This window comes from Paenibacillus sp. GM1FR, from assembly GCF_002803315.1.
In the GTDB taxonomy this organism is placed as follows: domain Bacteria; phylum Bacillota; class Bacilli; order Paenibacillales; family Paenibacillaceae; genus Paenibacillus; species Paenibacillus amylolyticus.
Genome location: NZ_MKZL01000012.1, coordinates 23,721 through 42,661, shown reverse-complemented (window position 1 = coordinate 42,661; position 18,941 = coordinate 23,721). Strand labels below are relative to the sequence as shown.

General features: G+C 46.1%; 15 protein-coding genes. 10 read left to right on the top strand and 5 right to left on the bottom strand.

Features of this window, described 5'->3' with window-relative positions; translation table 11 throughout:
- Window positions 1-283 precede the first annotated feature (283 nt).
- The 5 genes from PAEAM_RS11980 to PAEAM_RS11960 all read left to right on the top strand — a co-directional run bounded on the left by PAEAM_RS11980 (window position 284) and on the right by PAEAM_RS11960 (window position 8,672).
- Complete coding sequence (locus PAEAM_RS11980; protein ID WP_017690500.1) at window positions 284-1,426, top strand: glycerol dehydrogenase; 1,143 nt, start codon at window positions 284-286, stop codon at window positions 1,424-1,426.
- Window positions 1,426-3,195, top strand: coding sequence for a dihydroxyacetone kinase subunit DhaK (gene dhaK / locus PAEAM_RS11975; protein ID WP_100527697.1), 1,770 nt, complete (start codon window positions 1,426-1,428; stop codon window positions 3,193-3,195). Before PAEAM_RS11980 ends, dhaK begins: the two co-directional genes overlap by 1 nt.
- Window positions 3,196-3,455: 260 nt before the next feature.
- The gene (locus PAEAM_RS11970) at window positions 3,456-5,603 is read left to right on the top strand and encodes an alpha/beta hydrolase family protein (RefSeq protein WP_100527696.1); all 2,148 of its coding nucleotides are present in this window, start codon (window positions 3,456-3,458) and stop codon (window positions 5,601-5,603) included.
- A gap of 464 nt (window positions 5,604-6,067) precedes the next feature.
- The gene (locus PAEAM_RS11965; protein WP_100527695.1) at window positions 6,068-7,246 is read left to right on the top strand and encodes an alanyl-tRNA editing protein; all 1,179 of its coding nucleotides are present in this window, start codon (window positions 6,068-6,070) and stop codon (window positions 7,244-7,246) included.
- A 121-nt stretch (window positions 7,247-7,367) separates the two neighbouring features.
- Window positions 7,368-8,672, top strand: coding sequence for a DUF1963 domain-containing protein (locus PAEAM_RS11960; protein WP_100527694.1), 1,305 nt, complete (start codon window positions 7,368-7,370; stop codon window positions 8,670-8,672).
- Between the two features lie 599 nt (window positions 8,673-9,271).
- Here the strand turns inward: PAEAM_RS11960 and PAEAM_RS11955 are convergent.
- Together PAEAM_RS11955 and PAEAM_RS11950 are read right to left on the bottom strand one after the other, a co-directional pair.
- Window positions 9,272-9,619 (bottom strand): DUF1801 domain-containing protein, encoded by a 348-nt coding sequence (locus PAEAM_RS11955; RefSeq protein ID WP_036606185.1) that lies wholly within the window; start codon window positions 9,617-9,619, stop codon window positions 9,272-9,274.
- Entirely contained in the window at window positions 9,616-10,191 is a 576-nt protein-coding gene (locus tag PAEAM_RS11950) for a GNAT family N-acetyltransferase (RefSeq protein ID WP_207765570.1), read from the bottom strand. Before PAEAM_RS11950 ends, PAEAM_RS11955 begins: the two co-directional genes overlap by 4 nt.
- A 255-nt stretch (window positions 10,192-10,446) precedes the next feature.
- Here PAEAM_RS11950 and PAEAM_RS11945 point away from each other — a divergent pair, with 255 nt between their 5' ends.
- The 4 genes from PAEAM_RS11945 (at window position 10,447) to PAEAM_RS11930 (ending at window position 14,891) form a co-directional block, all read left to right on the top strand.
- Window positions 10,447-10,902 carry a GNAT family N-acetyltransferase gene (locus PAEAM_RS11945; RefSeq protein WP_100527693.1) on the top strand — a complete coding sequence of 152 codons (456 nt, stop codon included), beginning with the start codon at window positions 10,447-10,449 and terminating at the stop codon, window positions 10,900-10,902.
- 165 nt (window positions 10,903-11,067) lie between these two features.
- Window positions 11,068-11,349: a hypothetical protein gene (locus PAEAM_RS11940; RefSeq protein WP_036606188.1), complete on the top strand. Its 282-nt coding sequence runs from the start codon at window positions 11,068-11,070 to the stop codon at window positions 11,347-11,349.
- Window positions 11,350-11,486: 137 nt separating this feature from the next.
- Entirely contained in the window at window positions 11,487-12,839 is a 1,353-nt protein-coding gene (locus PAEAM_RS11935; RefSeq protein WP_133120431.1) for an amino acid permease, read from the top strand.
- A gap of 297 nt (window positions 12,840-13,136) precedes the next feature.
- On the top strand, window positions 13,137-14,891 hold the full coding sequence (locus PAEAM_RS11930; protein ID WP_100527692.1) for a methyl-accepting chemotaxis protein: 1,755 nt from the start codon (window positions 13,137-13,139) through the stop codon (window positions 14,889-14,891).
- Between the two features lie 114 nt (window positions 14,892-15,005).
- On the opposite strand, the gene PAEAM_RS11925 is transcribed toward PAEAM_RS11930, so the two are convergent.
- The gene (locus PAEAM_RS11925) at window positions 15,006-15,917 is read right to left on the bottom strand and encodes a LysR family transcriptional regulator (protein WP_100527691.1); all 912 of its coding nucleotides are present in this window, start codon (window positions 15,915-15,917) and stop codon (window positions 15,006-15,008) included.
- 116 nt (window positions 15,918-16,033) lie between these two features.
- On the opposite strand from PAEAM_RS11925, the gene PAEAM_RS11920 reads away from it, so the two are divergent.
- Window positions 16,034-17,077, top strand: a complete 1,044-nt coding sequence (locus tag PAEAM_RS11920; protein ID WP_100527690.1) for a 2,3-butanediol dehydrogenase — start codon at window positions 16,034-16,036, stop codon at window positions 17,075-17,077.
- 323 nt (window positions 17,078-17,400) lie between these two features.
- Here PAEAM_RS11920 and PAEAM_RS11915 read toward each other — a convergent pair whose 3' ends face one another.
- Window positions 17,401-17,913 carry a GNAT family N-acetyltransferase gene (locus PAEAM_RS11915; RefSeq protein ID WP_100527689.1) on the bottom strand — a complete coding sequence of 171 codons (513 nt, stop codon included), beginning with the start codon at window positions 17,911-17,913 and terminating at the stop codon, window positions 17,401-17,403.
- Between the two features lie 129 nt (window positions 17,914-18,042).
- Window positions 18,043-18,807, bottom strand: coding sequence for a helix-turn-helix transcriptional regulator (locus tag PAEAM_RS11910; protein WP_100527688.1), 765 nt, complete (start codon window positions 18,805-18,807; stop codon window positions 18,043-18,045).
- Between the last annotated feature and the right edge of the window lie 134 nt (window positions 18,808-18,941).

The following is an 18,941-nucleotide window of genomic DNA, read 5'->3' as shown; positions in this document are numbered from 1 at the left end:
CTGATTCATAATTTAGGCCGTTAAAAGTTAGCAAGTTGTACATATTAAGATGTAATGATGACGGGTAATGTATAATGGGAGGTCAAAATTCAACCATCTCATGACAATAAGATACCATGATTGTGACAAAAAGCAAAAAATTACGATTGTAAATTATAATAATTTGTTATCAAAGTCCACTGTAAAACCTGTTGCTCATGCGTTATATTAAGGTCAATTGTAAGAAATTAAAATTTGATGTAATCACTACACTATTTCATATCCTTAGGAGGCATATAATATTATGAGAAAAGCATTTATCAGCCCAACTAAATATGTACAAGGCGAAGACGAGTTGTTGAACCTGGGGTACTTTGTTAAATCCTTCGGAGAATCTGCTTTGCTGATTGCACATCCCGATGATGTACAGCGTGTCAAAGCTAAGCTGGATGCAACAGCCGAGAAATTTAATATTACGTTTGTTGAAAGCGGTTTTAAAGGGGAATGTTCCCGTGAGGAAGTTGCTCGTCTGCAAGCGATCGCAAAGGAAAAAGGATGTGACTCTACCATCGGTCTTGGTGGTGGTAAAGCCATTGATGCGGCTAAATGTGTAGCTGAAGGCGAAGCACTGATCATCTGCCCAACGATTGCGGCAACAGACGCACCAACAAGTCACTCCGCTGTATTGTACACACCGGACGGTTCTTTTGATGACTATGCTTACTTCAAACAAAGCCCAAGTGTGGTTCTCGTTGATACAACGGTAATTGCCAATGCACCAACACGTTTCCTCGTATCCGGTATGGGAGATGCGCTCTCTACATACTTCGAAGCAAGAGCAACAGCAAAATCCTATTCCCGTGTAAACGCAAGTCTGCCAATGGGTTCCCGCGAAGGATATACCCCATCTGCAGTAGGTACCAATGCGGCGCTTGCACTGGCAAAACTGTGTTATGAAATGCTGCTGACTGACGGTGCAAAAGCAAAAGTAGCAAGTGACAGCAACGTTGTGACACAAGCGCTGGAAAATATCGTTGAGACCAACATTCTGTTATCTGGTCTTGGATTCGAAAGTGGCGGACTGGCCGCAGCACATGCAATTCACAACGGTTTGACTGTTCTGGAAGGCACACATCATTTCTTCCACGGTGAAAAAGTATCCTTCGGTACAATCGCACAGCTCGTCCTTGAAAATGCACCAACTGAAGAGCTGCATGAAGTCATGGACTTCTGTCTCGAAGTGGGACTGCCGATCAGCTTGGCGGATATCGGTGTAGATACGATTAGTCAGGAAGAACTGTTGAAAGTGGCAGAGATCGCTTGTATTCCGGAAGAATCCATTCACGCCATGCCGTTCCCAATCACCGTTCCTGAAGTAGCTGCTGCCATTGCAGCGGCTGACCGCATGGGTCGTGAGTACAAAGCAGCTCGCCGGGAGGTAAAATAATGAAGAAAATTATTAACCAGGCCGAACATGTTGTTATGGAAATGTGCAACGGGATTGCGCTTGCACACCCGGAGCTTGAATTTCTGAAAAAATATAAAGTCATCAAACGCAGAGAGATTCAGGCCGATAAAGTCAGCCTGATCAGTGGCGGAGGCAGCGGGCATGAACCGGCTCACGCTGGTTATGTGGGTAAAGGCATGCTGGATGCAGCGGTGTGTGGAGATGTATTCGCATCTCCTTCCCAAATCCAGGTGTATCAAGCGATCAAGGCAACAGCCAGCAACAAGGGTACACTCTTGATCATCAAGAACTACAGCGGCGACATGATGAATTTCAAGAATGCAGCACATCTGGCTGAAGAAGATGGCATCAACGTACAGTATGTACGTGTTGAGGATGACATCGCTGTACAAGACAGTTTGTATACCGTTGGGCGTCGCGGCGTTGCCGGAACTGTACTGGTTCACAAGATCGCCGGAGCAGCAGCCGAAGAAGGCCGCAGTCTGGCTGATGTGAAATCCGTTGCTGAGAAGGCAGCTCAGAACGTGCGCAGTATTGGTTTTGGATTCACATCCTGTACGGTGCCCGCCAAAGGCACGCCTACATTCGAAATTGCTGAAGATGAGATGGAATTCGGCGTAGGGATTCATGGTGAGCCAGGGATTCGCCGTGAGAAATTGGTATCAGCGGATGAGTTGGCAGGACGTATGGTCGAAGCATTGCTCGCAGATATGAAGCTGGATAAGGATGCATCCGCTGAGATTGCGGTGCTGGTGAATGGTTTTGGTGCAACGCCACTGCAAGAACTATACCTGCTCAACAATTCCGTTCAGCGTGAGCTTGCTGGACATGCAGGTCTGAAGGTCGCTACTACGTTTGTAGGCAACTACATGACAAGTATCGATATGGCGGGGGCATCGGTTACGATCCTGAAACTGGATGAGGAACTAAAAACGCTGTTGTTCAAGGAAAGTGATACACCTGCATTTAAAGTATCCGGCCCTCCAGCAGCACAAGTGGCGTATTCCGAAGCGCTGGAAGCTGTTGTGGGTGAAGACGCTCCTGTATCTTACGAAGTGGAGACGGATGCATCAGCTGCGGTAATCAAAGGCAATCAATTTTCACTGGACAATGTCGTCTATCTGATCGATAAAATGGGTGAGATCATCATCAAGAATGAAGTACCATTCTGTGAACTGGATTCCCATGCCGGTGATGGCGATTTCGGTATGAGTGTGGCAAAAGGCTTCCGCCAGTTGAAACGCGAATGGAATCACATCATTAACGAAGATAAAAAAGACATCGGATCATTCCTCGATGCATGTTCCTTGGTCATCATGGAATATTGTGGCGGCGCATCCGGCCCAATCTGGGGTTCGGCATTCCGTGCGGCTGGCAAAGCAGTAGGGGATAAACAGCAATTAAACGTTGCTGAATTCGCCGAGATGATCCATGCAGCGGTGCAAGGGATTCAGTCTACAGGAGAACGTTCCTTCGGACGTGGTGCCGTTGTAGGTGATAAAACCTTGATCGATGCACTCGTTCCGTGTGCCGATTCCTGGACTCAAAGTGCGGAGTCTGGCGATGACTTCAAAACAGCATTTGCCAAAGGTGCAGCAGCAGCCGTTGAAGGTGCGAAGAAAACCGAAGACATCGTGGCACGTATGGGACGTGCAGGTGCCGTCGGTGATCGTAGTCTGGGCTACCCGGATGCTGGTGCGTATGCGCTGGGTGTTATTTTCACAGAATTATCCGAGTCGATGAAATAAGATTGGTCACGGGTTTGCCCAGCGTCATTCTTAGACAGCTATAGAGATTGAGTCAGTAAACGTTAAGATACTATGTAGCAAGTGACACAGGTAATGGCGCCGGACGTCCGGCGCCGTTATGTGTGCCTTTTTTAGGCCATACTAAGTCAATTTTTACATGTTATCATTTACATCTAATTTGAATAGCTCTTTGGACGTATCTACAATGCACTATTATTCATTCATTTATCTAGTATTTTATATTTGTTAAGGGGACCTTTATGAGAACAGTCACATCATTCTTAAAAAAACCGCAGGGGTTGTTGGTTTTATCACTCGTTTTGGTCATTTTCGGCAGCTTGTTTGCTGGAATGTTCAACTCTTCCTTTTATTCCGTTAAGGTCAAAGAGATCAAATTCCAAGCCGATCACGGCACGCTATCGGGTCTGCTCTACATGCCTAAAGGGGCAGGTGCGGCTGATAAACGTCCGGTCATTATTACAACACATGGATATCTGAATACGAAAGAAATGCAGGATGCACCTGCTATTGAGATGTCCCGACGCGGCTATATTGTGCTTGCACTGGACATGTATGACCACGGGGATTCCCGCTGGAGTGCAGATATTCCGGTAAAGGATCTGTTCGGAACGTTCTGGATATACTCGCAGTTTGATGCAGCCAAATATATTTATGAGCAGGACTTCACCAAGAAAGATGAGAAAGGCAATGCCTACGTGGCAGTCAGCGGTCACTCCATGGGTGGGTTCTCAACGCTGTTGTCAATGTACATGGACGAGATGAGTTCCCTTCAAACAGGATACCGTATGATCTACACAGGCATCTCGGCAGGTGCGGATTACTCTTACGCTGCGGCGGTTGCGCCACAGGATCAGCTTCAGGCTGCATTTGGCAGTCGGACGGTGGGCATGGTCGCGGGGAAATATGACGAGTTTTTCTTCAACAAATCGGATGAAGAGAAAACAGCCGCAGAGAAAGAAGTACAAGGTACGGTGACTCGCAAGGATTTTGCAGCAACGGCTTCGGGTAAAGCCTTCCTTGGCCTTGCACCTGATGCGCCAAGAGGCACGACCGATACATTTACCAAAGTACCATCCGGCGATCTGACCGTAGACGGAAAAGTGGTACGTCCTTCCCAAACGGGTGAGCATATTCTGTTTACGCCTAATCAGACTCACCCATGGAACCATTTCTCGCGTACAACAACTGGGCATCTAATCGACTTCTATGCACATGCATTTAATGGTGTGACGTGGCCTAATCAGACCAATGTGAATCTGGATTCGGGCAATCAGATCTGGTGGGCGAAAGAGGCATTTAACTTTGTCGCTCTGATTGGATTCTTCTTGATGATTGTGCCGCTGATTACGTTGTTGATCAGACTGCCGTTCTTGCGCAAAACGGTAACGGGAGAGATTGCAACGGTGTCCGCAGCAGTCAGTGGGAAACAAAAGTCAATCTATTGGCTTGCTATCGCATTCAGCACCCTGATTCCAGCGGTCTTATTCCCAACCTTGATGGATAAAGAGGCAAATGGATTGAATGTGCTTCGCATCATCGCTCTGATTGTACTTGCCTTGAGTGTGCTTGGAGCCATTATTGGGTTCGTGATGGCTGGAAGCAAGAAGAACGACTATACATCAAGCCGCCGGATGAAAAATATTGCGGTAGGCAGCGTGCTTCTGGCTGTTGTGTCCCTAGTGATGTGGCTTGTCTTCCAATATGCAGACAAGATTGTGGTTACAAGTTCGTACTTCAATGAACCAACAACGAACCAGATTGTGTATTGGGCGTTGGTATCGGCGTTAATTATGATCCTGGTGACCTTTGCCTTCCATTATTTCTCTAAAAAGGATGCAGGAACCCGTTTCAGCGATTATGGTATCAGCTTGAATCCTGTTACGATCATTGCCAGCTTGGTGACCGCTGTGCTCGCAGTAGTCATCGGATACGCATTGCTGTTTGTAGTGCAGGCGATCTTCGGAACAGATTTCCGGATCTGGACGTTTGCGGTCCGTACGTTCGAGAGTGAACACTTCATTACCGCCTTACGGTATACACCGTTCTTCCTGATTTATTACTTTGTCAGTGCAGTTACTCTGAATGCCAACACACGCGGCAAACGTGGCGGAACGTTACTGACGATTGTACTGAATGTTGGCGGGTTGGTGCTGTGGTTGCTGGTGCAATACGGCAAAGACTTTATGACAGGTGTGGCGTTGTATCCAGGTCAGGCATTGAATGGCATTTTGCTCTTTGCACTGGTGCCTTGTCTCATCATCGCTGCCGTGTATGCACGCAAATTGTTTGAAAAAACGAATAATGTATGGCTCGCCGCATTTGTGAACACATTATTGTTCACGATGGTTACGGTGGCGAATACCGCCCTGTTCTGGAATTTGGTTTAATGTAAAAAAAGACATGGAATGCACCTGGGATTACACTTGACCACTCCGATTGCAGACCATACTTGATTTGACACTCAGGAACTACACAGACAGAAAACCTTTCGATCTCTCTTATCCCCGGATTTTAATGATTTTTCCCCTGAAGGTAGAAATCCGGTGATAAGGGAGCACGCTTCGCTTCTTCAGGTCCTTTCTGTCTGCTTCGCTCTTGTGTCTATAATAAGTAATATGTCTGCAATCTCCGTTCCGGTGTAATCATAGCTCAAACCATATCCAACGTTACATTAAACGTGGATATAAGTAAGGAGACCGCTCTGTAGCTTGGCTTACAGAGCGGTCTTTTTGATATGGAGGAGCGATCTTGTGTGCCTTAAATTGGATTCACAGTTCCAGATAGTGTAATCTGGAGGTTAGGTGCAGATCGGTAAAAAACCATTTGAACGAGAAGGGATCGGGATGATTCAATGACGCAAAAAATCTATTATGACTCTGCTTATACAAGAGAGTGGCATACAACGATTACAGGCAGAGTAGACAAGGAAGATGGTGTATATGTCACGCTGGCGGAGACTGCTTTTTACCCGCATGGGGGCGGACAGCCTTGTGATCTGGGACAAATTGGTGGCATCGCTGTTCTGGATGTGAACATTGAAGATGGTGACGTATGGCATAAGCTGGAACGCACTCCTGAAGAGACTGAGGTACATTGTGAGATTGACTGGGAGCGCAGATTCGATCATATACAGCAGCATACGGGTCAGCATTTGTTATCGGCAATCACTCTAAAGCTTACTGAAGCGATGACCCTCAGTTTCCATCTTGGTACGGAGTATGACACGATTGATGTGGCTGCGGCTGAACTGGGAGCGAATCAATTAACCGCCATTGAACAAGAAGTGAATCGCCAGATCTATCGTAACGCTCGTATCAACACGTCCTGGGTTACAGCAGAAGAGGCTGCACAATTACCACTGGTGAAGCAACCTACGGTAACGGAAGACATTCGCATCGTCGAGATCGAGGATGTGGAGTATAACGCCTGCGGTGGAACGCATGTGTCGGCGACAGGTGAGATTGGGATCATCAAACTGTTGAAAACTGAAAAAGTGAAGGGCGGTACCCGCATTTATTTCAAATGTGGAACAAGGGCTCTAAATGAATTCACAGCTACACAAAACGTGCTCAATAGCATTATGGTTAAATTAAAGACCAGCAAGGACGAGTTATTGGAGCGCATTGAGAAAATGGAGCTGGAGCAAAAGCAGCTGCAAACTGAGCTGAATGCAGTGAAAACAACGAACGATGCCTATTATGCGGAGGAACTTCTGGCCGCTCGGCAAGGGCTGGTAATTGCTCAGGTTTTTGAAGACAAATCGCTCAAGGATATGCAGAGTCTTGCTACCAAGCTGACGGCAGACCATGAGGGGCTTGTACTCTTTGCCAGTATCTCAGAGGCCAAAGTAGTTCTGGCACAGAACGGCCAGCCGCCTGAATGGGCTTGTGGACCTTTCTTCAAAGGTAATCTTGGAGCATACCAAGGCAAAGGTGGCGGTAGTGAAAAGATGGCTCAGGCAGGCTTTGCCAGCAGTGAAGATGCGCTTGCCTTTTACGAATTTACCAAGGACCAGTTGGGACATCACTGATTCGTATTTTCCTTTATGGTACACGCAGGTATTTAAATATGGAGTAAGGGACAAGCACGTCACGTTGTGGCGTGTTTGTCATGGCATGATGAAGCGAGCAGATAGTAGAGGGGGTGGAGGGATGACAGGACGAATTCCGTGTATACGGGAAGGGTGTGCAAATACCATTTTACCAGCAACAGCGTTGAAAACGGCTGGTTATTGCATGCCTTGCAAGCAGGAGATGGAACGCGAGGAGCGTCAGAGATACATTGAAGCGAATCGACGTGACGTGAACTTGTATGCAGGTATTACAGACCCAGTCGAAATTTTGAAAATCATGCACAAACCTCAGGTTCGCAATCCACTAATTCGTTATACGCCCTATGAACAATCCGAGGAACAGGTATATCTATCTTTGTCTGTAGAGCAACAAGATCAGATGAAGGATTACGCGATGCAACGGATTTGTACAGGTGATGAAGATACGGGCAAAGACATTCTGGTATATCTGGTCTGCTACCATGATATATCGTTGACTGCCGAAATTCCTGAGGTGCTGGAACAAGAGATCTATTATCCTGCCATTTTGTATAAAAGTGCCTCGGGTGAGGTTCGTGATCGTCTCTTGCAGCAGGTGAACAGCGATGATGAGAATCGGAACCACATATTGCTCATGCTGGCCCATATCGGAGATGATGTTGTCGTGCGGCAGTTCCGGCAGTGGAGACAATCTCCTCCATCTTGGGCGAACGAATTATACGTGGCACCTGAGCATTACACCACTGAAGCTGGTTGGGAGCTTACAAAAGACGGGCAGCGCAGGGAATTATTCATCACCCCAAGTTATTCACTCTATAAAGTAAAAGAGAATGAAGGACCTAACGTGGAGTTAACCGGAAGTTCACTATCGATGCTGAACCCTAGCACCAATTGCTGTCCATGGTGTGGCAATGCGTTAACCACCTTAATTAGTCTGGATGTTAAGCATCCAGCATTGAATGACGTTTCTTGGCATGCTCAGCAACTTCAGATACAGACTTGCGTGATATGCAGCAGTTACGGTGTGGTTTACATGGAGCTGGACGTAGCAGGAGAACCGTTATGGAGTTCACATAATGTCATGCCTGCGGGAATGGACGAGATTGACCTGGACGACTATGGTAAACTTGCACCGGATGTTGGCCAGCAGTTTCGGATTGCAAATGCATCGCGTCATGCATTCCATGCCAGTGAGTGGGCGATGGAGCCATCGTTATCTCAGGTCGGCGGCCATCCGGGATGGGTTCAAGATGCGGAGTACCCAACATGTCCACGCTGTTCCACGAGAATGGAGGCTGTCGCACAACTGGACTGGGGCGAGGTTGAGAAATATGGTGAGGGTATGTATTACATGTTCATATGTGAGCCGTGTCAGATGACCGCCGTATCGTACCAGCAATCTTGATGGTGGAAGCTAGTATATAACATTATAAGCAATTATAAGCAGTCATCTTATTATGATATTACATCGCTTTTAAGGTTGGAATGACAGTAGTAGACAGACTATAACCAAGGGGCATCCCGAAGTTCTTGGAACTTCATGGGATGCCCCTTTGCCCTGCGTAGGATGGATGTGAGATATCTTTGCTACAGCCAGTCGTTTATGCTATTTATTTAGCCGCCAGAGTGAGAATGGGTTGTTTTTTCTACGTGCAGAGGCCGCTTGTCGTACTCACACAGTCTAACGAACCTAGCACGTCTTATTGGGTGAATTTGCAGCAGTATAGAATTCTAACGAATCATAGCAACTCTATTTCTCCAATTGTCATGGTTTTTCGAAGAAAATCGGAGGTTAGGTCTGTAATAAGACTGCTGAGATTCGTTAGAATTTCATATGTTTTTAAAACTGCGATATAAGGTGTGTCCGATTCGTTAGCGCTTGCCACAAACCTAACCCTAAACTCACCCCATACATACCACCCGCACATTACGGCCCACACCATACGTTTCGCACATTACTACCTAAGTTACTACTTCGGCGTATGTGCTCTTCACTACATCTCTCTACAATTCCGCAGATGCTTGCTTTAACAAACCAGCCAACCATTCATAGTCCGGCGTATCTTTTTCCTTGAGTTTGATCGTTTTGCGCTCTTCTGGGCCTTCAAATATCCCATCAGGTAGATCGAGTCCGGTTGCATTGAAGATGGTGAAAGACATGGCTTGTTTGGAAGGCGAGATGACCGCAGCGTACTTTCCGTTTTTCAAAAAATGAGGTTTCTTGTATTGGACGCGTTCTTGTACGTCAGGGATGGTATCATGCACCAACTGGCGCAATTGTTCAGCGACTTGTACTTGCCAGGGGATCTGAATCTGTTCAATAAACTCGGTGACTTCTTCATTCTTGGTCATGCTTGTTCACCCTCCGTATGGATCTGATTGTGTGTTTCCCATTCTGGTCTTAGGATTCCCATCATCAAGCGGTCATAACGCTTACCATCACGATATACAGCTGAGCGTGCCCGACCTTCCAACTGAAAACCAACCTTTTCATAGGAACGGATTGCTTTGGCATTGTAGGCGATGACATCGAGACCAACTCGGTCCAGATTCATCTCATGGAACGCATATCGTAAAATAAGATTCAACGCTTCCGTGCCATATCCCTTGTTGCGATGTTTGGCAAGTCCGATGCCAATGGCAAGCTGTCCGCAGCGGTTGTTCCATTCAATGCCATGAATGACGACAAAACCAATCAGCGTATCCTCTTCATGCGTGCGCAGTCTGAAGTAAACTTCCTTGTTCTTCGTTTCGCCCTCATCTTCCAACTGTTTCTCTGAATAGGGAATGGCCAGATCAGTATCCACATTCCGAAGGTACTCCGGGTCTTCGTTCCATTGCAGCATGGTCTGCACGTCTTCAGGACGTGGTGGAGTCATCTTTAATCGTTTGCTATAAAACAGGTTATCCGTTTTTAGGGTCATAGGGTTCTCCTTTAAAATAAGTTAAGCTTGCTTCACCTTAGTTCCACGTTTAACTCTATGTATATTTCGCAATAGACCTCGCCCCTTTGGCATATGATAGCCTCATCATACTGGAAATTATAGGTGGATCACAATAGCGTATTTCAGTGGATATAAGCAACCTCTTGTCATAAAACCTAACACGGTAGTAAGATGAAATGATTGATATACATTCAGTGATAAAACCAATAAAAATGTCGGCGGGAGTGGTACGTTATGGAGATCAGAGTGGATGATTTGAGTGGAGTACAAGTTAAGGCATTAATCGCTGAGCACTTGCAAGGGATGGCAGCAGATTCGCCTCCAGAAAGTATTCATGCGTTGAATCTGGACGGACTCAAGGAGCCCGAAATTACTTTCTGGTGTGCTTGGGAAGGGGACGACTTGCTCGGCTGCGGGGCTATCAAAGAACTTGATCCAGAGCATGCAGAGTTGAAGTCGATGCGTACCGCTTCGGCTCATCTGAGAAAAGGCGTAGCGAGAAAAATTTTGGCACATATTATGGAGGTTGCCACAGACCGTGGTTATAAGCGAATCAGTCTGGAGACGGGTTCAATGGATTCATTTATCCCGGCAAGGAAGATGTACGAAGACTTCGGATTTGAATATTGCGAACCATTCGCGGATTATGTATTGGACCCGAACAGCACGTTTATGACGAAAAAAATCTAAATGAATTCACATGACAAACCAGTATTCTGTTTTTTTACAGGACGCTGGTTTTTTAATTTTGCAACATATCGTACATTTTAAGAGATGGAAAAAGAGTAGAATAAACTCAATAATACGCATTAAAACAACGTGGCCTTGTGACGAAGAATGTGGAGGGAGTCGTGCATGATTTACTGGTGGTTCGATCATATGAATCCGCTGTTTGCTGTCTTGGTGTTATGTCCCATCATTGCTGTGATGCTTGGAGTATGCAGTTATTTTGCCAATTGGTTTAGACTCTGGGTAGCGCTGGTTATATCTTTTATGCTGCCTTTGTTGTATATCGCGAGTGATCTTTCAACATGGGGTAGTAACATAGGCGCTTGGTTCATCTATGGGGCAGGGTACATTTTGCTAACCTGGATTGTACACAGATTGCTTCGTGCCATTGTGGGGTATAAAACATAGGTTATGTCCATATATGTTTGGGATGAATTGGCCATAAGGAACTTCTGGGCTGATTGATGGACAATAGGGTATACTGGACATTATGTCTATGAAACAAGACAGCATTACAGACGTTTTTTACATCAGGAGGACTTGAATTGGCTCAGACAGAAGGAACACTACAAAAGAAGCTTAAACCAAGACACATCAGTTTTATGGCTATGGGTGGTGTCATTGGAACAGGAATTTTCAAAGGCAGTGCAGAGACGATTGGACTCGCAGGTCCGGGCGTGATCGTCACGTACATTTTTGCCGGATTATTGCTGCTGGTAGTGATGGCCGCGATGGCGGAGATGGCTACGGTGTACAAGAACAAAAATATGAAAGACTTCGTGCAGGAGGCATTTGGTAGCAGAGTTTCCTTTGTTATGGGATGGATGTACTGCTTTCTATGGTTATCGGTGTGTGTCATTGAGGTGATTGCCGCCGGGAGTTTTTTGCAGTATTGGTTCAGTGAAGTACCGCTGTGGATGCTGAGTCTGGCTTGTGCGGCGTTCATTATACTGGTTAATCTGTTAAGTGTAGGTGTGTTCGGGGAATTTGAGTTTTGGCTGGCCGGGATCAAAATTGCCATGATCATTATTTTTATCTTCCTGGGTGCAGGGTTGATCTTTGGCATTATCCCAAGTGATAACACCCCTTATCTGCAAAATTATACGCAAGCAGGCGGGTTCTTCCCGAACGGATGGTCATCGATCTTCTCGGCACTGCTTGTGGTCATGTTCTCTTATGGGGGATCGGAGCTGATTGGTCTGACCCTGACCGAGACGGAAAATGCAGAAAAAGTTATGCCCAAAATCGTGGGCAATTTCATGCTCAGAATTATTCTGTTCTTCACCTTGCCGATTCTCATCATTTGTGGTCTTATCCCATGGAATGAGATCGGGCCGGAGAGCAGTCCATTTGTACAGGTGCTTGCATCCACGGGACTGCCGGGAGCAGCACACATAATGAACTTTATTTTGGTGACGGCCGTTCTGTCTGCTGCGAATTCAGGGATCTATGGTGCATCCCGGATGATGCACTCCATGGCAGTAGGCGGTGAAGCTCCAAAGGCATTGTCACAGACGAATCGCAACGGTAGCCCTGTTAACACACTTCTGGTGTGCTCAGTAGTTTTGCTCGGAGGTTCCTTGCTAGGCCTGTTCGCGCAGGATCAACTGTTCCGCGTATTGCTCGCAGTTCCGGGGTTTGTTGTAATCCTTGTGTGGATCTGTATTGCTTCATCACAGTTGAAACTGCGGAAGAGATATCCGGTTCAACCGACCTTCAAAGTTTGGGGATTCCCTTATATAACCGGAGTCGTTGTACTATGTCTTAGTGTGATTGCAGTGATGTTTGTGTTTGATGAAGGTAATCGGTTCAGCATTAGTATCTGTCTTGCCGTGCTTGCGTTGCTGATTATCTGGTCCCTAATTCGATTCAGGAAGAAGAGTGAACGAACGGTTTAATATTTGTGACATTCAAATGTAGAACACCTCAACATCTCGGCGCTTACGTCGGGGTGTTTTTTTCTATCAATTTTCACTGTAAGGAACCGAAAAGAATTCTTCGAAATTTATCCTAAATGTAGCTCCAATGAACAAAGCTACCACGACCATGATAGCGTTTTTATGTAAACCCAATATTTTCTTGCCTAATTCGACATATTCGTTTACTATTTTCCCATACATAGTGCTTCAAGCATGTGTTTTTTGGGTAGCGCCTAGTCAAAAAGGCTTGGGTTCACGGGAGAGGAAGAGGAGCGGATGATTGGTTTTTTTAGAAAACGTTTGGTTGTGCGCATTGTTGCAGTAGTCACACTGGTCATTACGATTATAGCCGTTGGAAGCATGCTGTTACAGGTGGCCAATATGAAACTTGCTGCGCAGGAGGCCATTTCGAGTTACAACATCCAGATTGCTCAGAGTTATGTGAATCAGCTGGATACAGCATCTTATGCCGAGTTTGCCAAGGACCCCAAGGAGAATGACGAATTCTTGAAGATTCGTGATGAACTGGATGACTTTCGCGTAAGCATTGGTGCAATGTATGTGTATTTCGTCAAAATAGATGACAAAGGTACGCCACTTATTATGGTGGACGGTATGAAGGATACAGATAAAGCCTCACCGATTAATGAAGTTACGGATGTCCCTCAGGAGGCTGTTCAGAAGCTGTTGCAGGGGCAAACAGCCAGTTCTTCGATCATTAACAATGAGGAGTACGGCGACTATATTTCCTCTTACGCTCCCATGCTGGATAGTAATGGCGCTGTAACAGGTGTAATTGGTATCGATACGGCGGTATCGGTGATCGGAAGTATAGAATCGGATATTATGAAATCGAGTATCCCTTTCTATGCCTTGTTGCTACTAATTACACTTATAGGCATTGCTGTTGTCACGTGGTTTATCGTAAGAGGACTGCGGCCACTTCAACCGCTGAAGGCGAGTGTGGAAAAAATGGCACAGGGTGAGCTTGCAGAAGCGAACCAAATTTTGACGTCGTATCGTTTGCGCAGCCAAGATGAGATTGGAACCACATATCAAGCGATGATACATATGTCCGGTAACTTGAATAAGATTGTGAGTAACATGGTTGAAGGCGTAGCAGTAACCACAGATATTTTATCGGAATCAACGAAGGAATTTAATCGCAGTACCGAAGAGATGCTTGAGATGGGCAAGACGGTTGATCAATCTGTCGAACAGATTAGGCAGGGTGCACATACGCAGAAGCAGGGTGCAAGCGATAGCGCGCATGCGATGGAAGAGATCGCAAAAGGCATAACGGATATATCCGAATCCTCGATGGTTGTATCGGATGCGGCATCAAGTGCGCTTTCTACGGCGGAGTCCGGTAAACAGAGCATGACACTGATGAAAACACAGATGGAGAGTATCTCAAATGTCTCAAGTGAAGTTGTAGCGATGGTTCAGGTGCTGAACAACTACTCCCAGGAAATTGGTGGTGCCCTGCACACGGTTCGTGATTTTGCGAGTCAGACGAAGCTGCTTGCGCTTAATGCATCCATTGAGGCAGCACATGCAGGAGAACATGGCAAAGGTTTTGCGGTTGTGGCGGATGAAGTTCGGAAGCTTGCTGAGGCCTCAAGCACATCCATGGAACGGATCTCCGACTTGTTACTTCGTATTCAACAAGAATCACAACAGATTGGCTCACAGATGGGGGTTACTGCAACCGAGATTGGACAAGGTGTTACGATTACCGCAGAAGCGGAGCAAGCTTTCGCCCATGTAGTTGATGCGTTCCAACTGGTGACCCGTCGCATTCAGGAAGTCTCCGCTGCGGCAGAGGAAATCTCGGCAGGATCGGAAGAGGCTGCAGCCTCCGTCAATACGATCTCGCAGATCTCAGCCGGGGTATCGGATCATTCGGATGAAATCTATCGATTGATGCGTGAACAGTCGGCCATGTTCAACAGGGTGGCACAGACCTCCACCATGCTGGAGCAGCAGACGAATGAGATGAGTGAAGCCGTACGTAAAGTGAAAGTATAGTTTGAGTTAGATGTAGCAATAGTAACGCAAGAGATAGTCAGAAAAGTGTTCCGCTCTTGGAGAAGTTGGTGTTCATCCCAAACTTCCTTCAAAGGGTGGAGCACTTTTTTAGATTTAAATTTTTAAATGATCCAGCTCTATCGCCTGTCTGAAGCGTTGGGCGAATCGTTCTGCGGCTACGGCGGACTCCTTGGACTCCGTCTGCACAAAGCCAATTTGCATTTTCGGTTGATCGATTCCAGCGATCTCTACCATCTTCACCAGACCTTCTTTCCATAAGGGATTTTGGTGAAAGGAAAAGTCGTGACCAATCGTGGCGGCAATATCGTTTCTTAACACCATGTTGATGGCTTCTGAATTATTTGTTTTAAACAGAATGGACAGAGGTCCATGATCATAGGTGAATTCCTTGATGAAGTCTTCGATGAAACCATCTCGATACAGTGCCAGCTTGTGTTCTTTTAATTGATCCGGTGAAACACGGCTGTGCTTGGCAAGTTCAGACAGGTGATGAGTACCAACTACCAGCCTGCCCGAGTACATGGGACTGAAGTGAAGTCCATCGAATTCCCGCAATTGTTTGGCGTAGATCGCGATAAAGCCCAGATGGGTTTTGTTGTTGCGAATATCTTCGATAATTTCCATGGACCCTTTCTCTTCAATGGAGATATTAAGTTGCGGGTGCTCACGCTTCATATCCGCAGCAGACTGAACAAGATAGGGCATGACACTTGGAAAAGTAGCCACATGAAGCTCTCCGCTAAGAGAGGAGGCTTCGGCGTTCAGGGATTTCAATTCATCAATCCGCTGCAAAATGTCCAGTGCCTTGGCAATGAATTGTTTGCCTTCGGGAGTGGGATGAGTTCCCTGCCGCGAGCGTTCGAACAGGATGATACCCAATTCTTTCTCCAGACGATGCACCGATTGGCTGATCGCCGATTGTGTGACATGCAGATGCTCCGAGGCGGCGGAGAATGATTGCGTTTTTGCAATTTCAACGACATATTCGAGCTGTTCCAGATTCATGAGTTCATCTCCGTTTAGCATTAATACAACTAATGTTAACATTAGTATCTATAAATATGAATAATACATGAACAGCGATATAATATATAGACAATCATATAAAGGGGATGAACTTCATGAAAGCAGCAGTATGGTATGCCCATAAAGACGTGCGTGTGGAAGAACGGGAGGTTCCGGTCGCTCAAGCGGGTCAGGTCAAAATCAAAGTGGAATATGCAGGGATCTGCGGCAGTGACTTGCATGCCTATCATCATGGTGTGGGCATTCAAGAAGGCGAGAATCATCCGCTCTCAGGACAGAAAGCGCCGCTGACATTGGGTCATGAATTTGCAGGAACCGTGAGTGAATTGGGGAGTAATGTAAGCGGTATCAGTGTAGGGGATCGAGTCGTGGTAGAGCCGTTGTACCATTGTGGAACATGTGAGTACTGTATCCAGGGGCGTTATAACCAGTGTACTCAATTTGGATTCGTTGGACTGAATGGTGATGGTGGTTTTGCGGAGTACGTTGTTGTTGAATCCTACATGGTTCATCCCATACCGGATAACGTAACTTTTGAAGAAGGCGCGCTCGTTGAGCCTACGGCAGTAGCCTTTCACGCGGTTCGTCATAGCAAGCTGAAAGTGGGGAATAAGGTAGCCGTATACGGAGCCGGTCCAATTGGATTATTGACGATTCTGTCTGCCAAAGCAGCAGGAGCATCTGAAATCTATGCAGTCGATGTATTTGAGGAACGTTTGGACTTGGCAGCCAAGCTGGGAGCGATCCCGGTAAACAGTGCCAAAGTCAATGCAACCGAGGTGATCTTGCAACAATCGGGCGGCATTGATGTGGCCTATGAAGCAGCGGGTGTGCAGCCAACGATGGATAGCGCCATTGCGGTTGTCAAAAAAGGTGGAGAAGTTGTTGTCATCGCAGCGATTCCAAATCCGCTTCAAGTGAACTTCTTCGATCTTCTGGTCAAAGAAGCGAATCTAACGGCAACACTGGCATATCGCCACATTTTCCCTGAAGTAATTTCATTGATTGCGGAAGGATCGCTCGATGTGAAACAGGTCATCACCAAGAAAATCAAACTGGACGACATCGTGCAGGAAGGACTGGAGCTGTTGATGAGCGACAAGAGCCATGCGAAGATTTTGGTAGAGATTGGCGGCTAAAAAATCAATAGCGATGTAACATTGCAAATGTTATATAAGTTGAACTAAAATTTATTTACACTGACACTACGATGACAGAATAACCTTCCAATCGCTGTTATCCCCAGATTTTTTTCCATTCCCTTTTCTCGAGGGGAAATCCGGGGATAAAGGCGAACGCTTCGCTTTTTCAGGTTTTTTCTGTCCTCTCCGTTATCGTGTAAATGATTAGTGCAACTTATATAGTTGACATTTATAAACGTAAAACAGACCGTCATGAAGATGATCGGTCTGTTTTACACTTCATTCTCTGTTCGCAGATCCCGTGTTGCTGTTACCCTCCACTAGGAATCATAACGGTAGCAGATCGCCTTGCCCCCGTCACTCTCGGAGCTGAATTCCTTATCCTCTGTAAATCCAAAACGCTCATATAAACGGATGGCATTAACCATCTGACCGCCCGTATATAAGTACACCGTATTTTTGCCCATCTCTTTGGCAGAATCTACGCATTGCTGGAGCAATACTCTGGCAATCCCGTGACCTCTCCATTTTGGATCAACACCCAACAGCCGAATAAACGGATAATCGATCGGCAATTCAAAGTTTGGATAAGCCTTGCGTGCTGTTTCGAATAATTGAACTGTACCAACGATCTGATCATCAATCTTCGCGATCCATAATTGTGTCAGGTACGGATTAACCACAGACTCTCGAATATCTTTTAGGTAGGCTTCCCAGCGTTCATTTTGCTCAAAAGTCTCCCGATACTCGGCATAACTTGCAACAAGGATATCTACAATCTCTGGATGGTCTGCTTCTGTGGCAGGATGAATCGTAACGGCAGCCGTTGTCATCTTATAATTCCTCTTCTCTTATGGGTTAAGCATGGAATATAGTTTTCTTGCATTTTACCATAACGGATTCAATCCGATTCATTCAAATTTTCTATAGGTAACTCAGTCATTTCTATAGATCAAAGCATATCAGCGATTGAGCTGTGTGGAATACAGATGATTGCGATATTCGGTTGGCGTATTGCCTTCGTATTGTTTGAACATGCGCAGGAATAGCTTGTAGTCGGAGAAGCCGCACTGTCCGGCGATTTCTTTTACACTGGCATTGGTGTTGAGCAGCAACTGTTTTGCCCGGCGAATACGTTCTGTGAGGATATAGGTTTTGAGTCCAGTACCTTTCTCGCGTTTCACCATTTTGGAGATATAGTCTTTATTAAAATTAAAATTTTCCGCAATCTGACTCACCGTGATGTTTGTATGCAGATGAATATCGACCCACTTGCAGATATGGTCCACAATTGCATTGTGCGGGCGATAATCGGCCTCTATATTCCGCTCCAGTTCTCTGAACAACAATAACAAAGCCGCGTTGGCTTCCTCGGGTGAGAAGGATGACACATGCAGCAATTGCTTGAATAACTGATTGGCCATGGAAGGCACCTGAATGGTGGCATGTGTCCTAAACTGGTTGAATTCTGCCGAAATGGCATCATAGTGAACCCAGTAAAAGCTGACGGGGGCGTCGCTGATCTGGTAGCCGTAATGGGTGCGACCGGCCCGCAGAAACAACAGATCGTTGGCACGAACTACATATTGTTCCTCTTCTTCCGTGATGTACATCTCACCTTCCAGCATCAAAATGATCTCATACACAGGCATGCTGCGTCTCATGTGGCTCCAGTTGCCTTCGGATATGAACTTGCCGCACAGGTAATGTTCCAGTGGCTTTTGCATAGGACGGATTTATCCACCTTTTCTTGGATTATGAGTCTGATGTAATTGTATTTTATTTGATAATATGAGGATATTCAAGCTCTAAAGTGGATTGATGAGTATTAGTCTTGTAGCTAAAAAAACGGATTTTACCC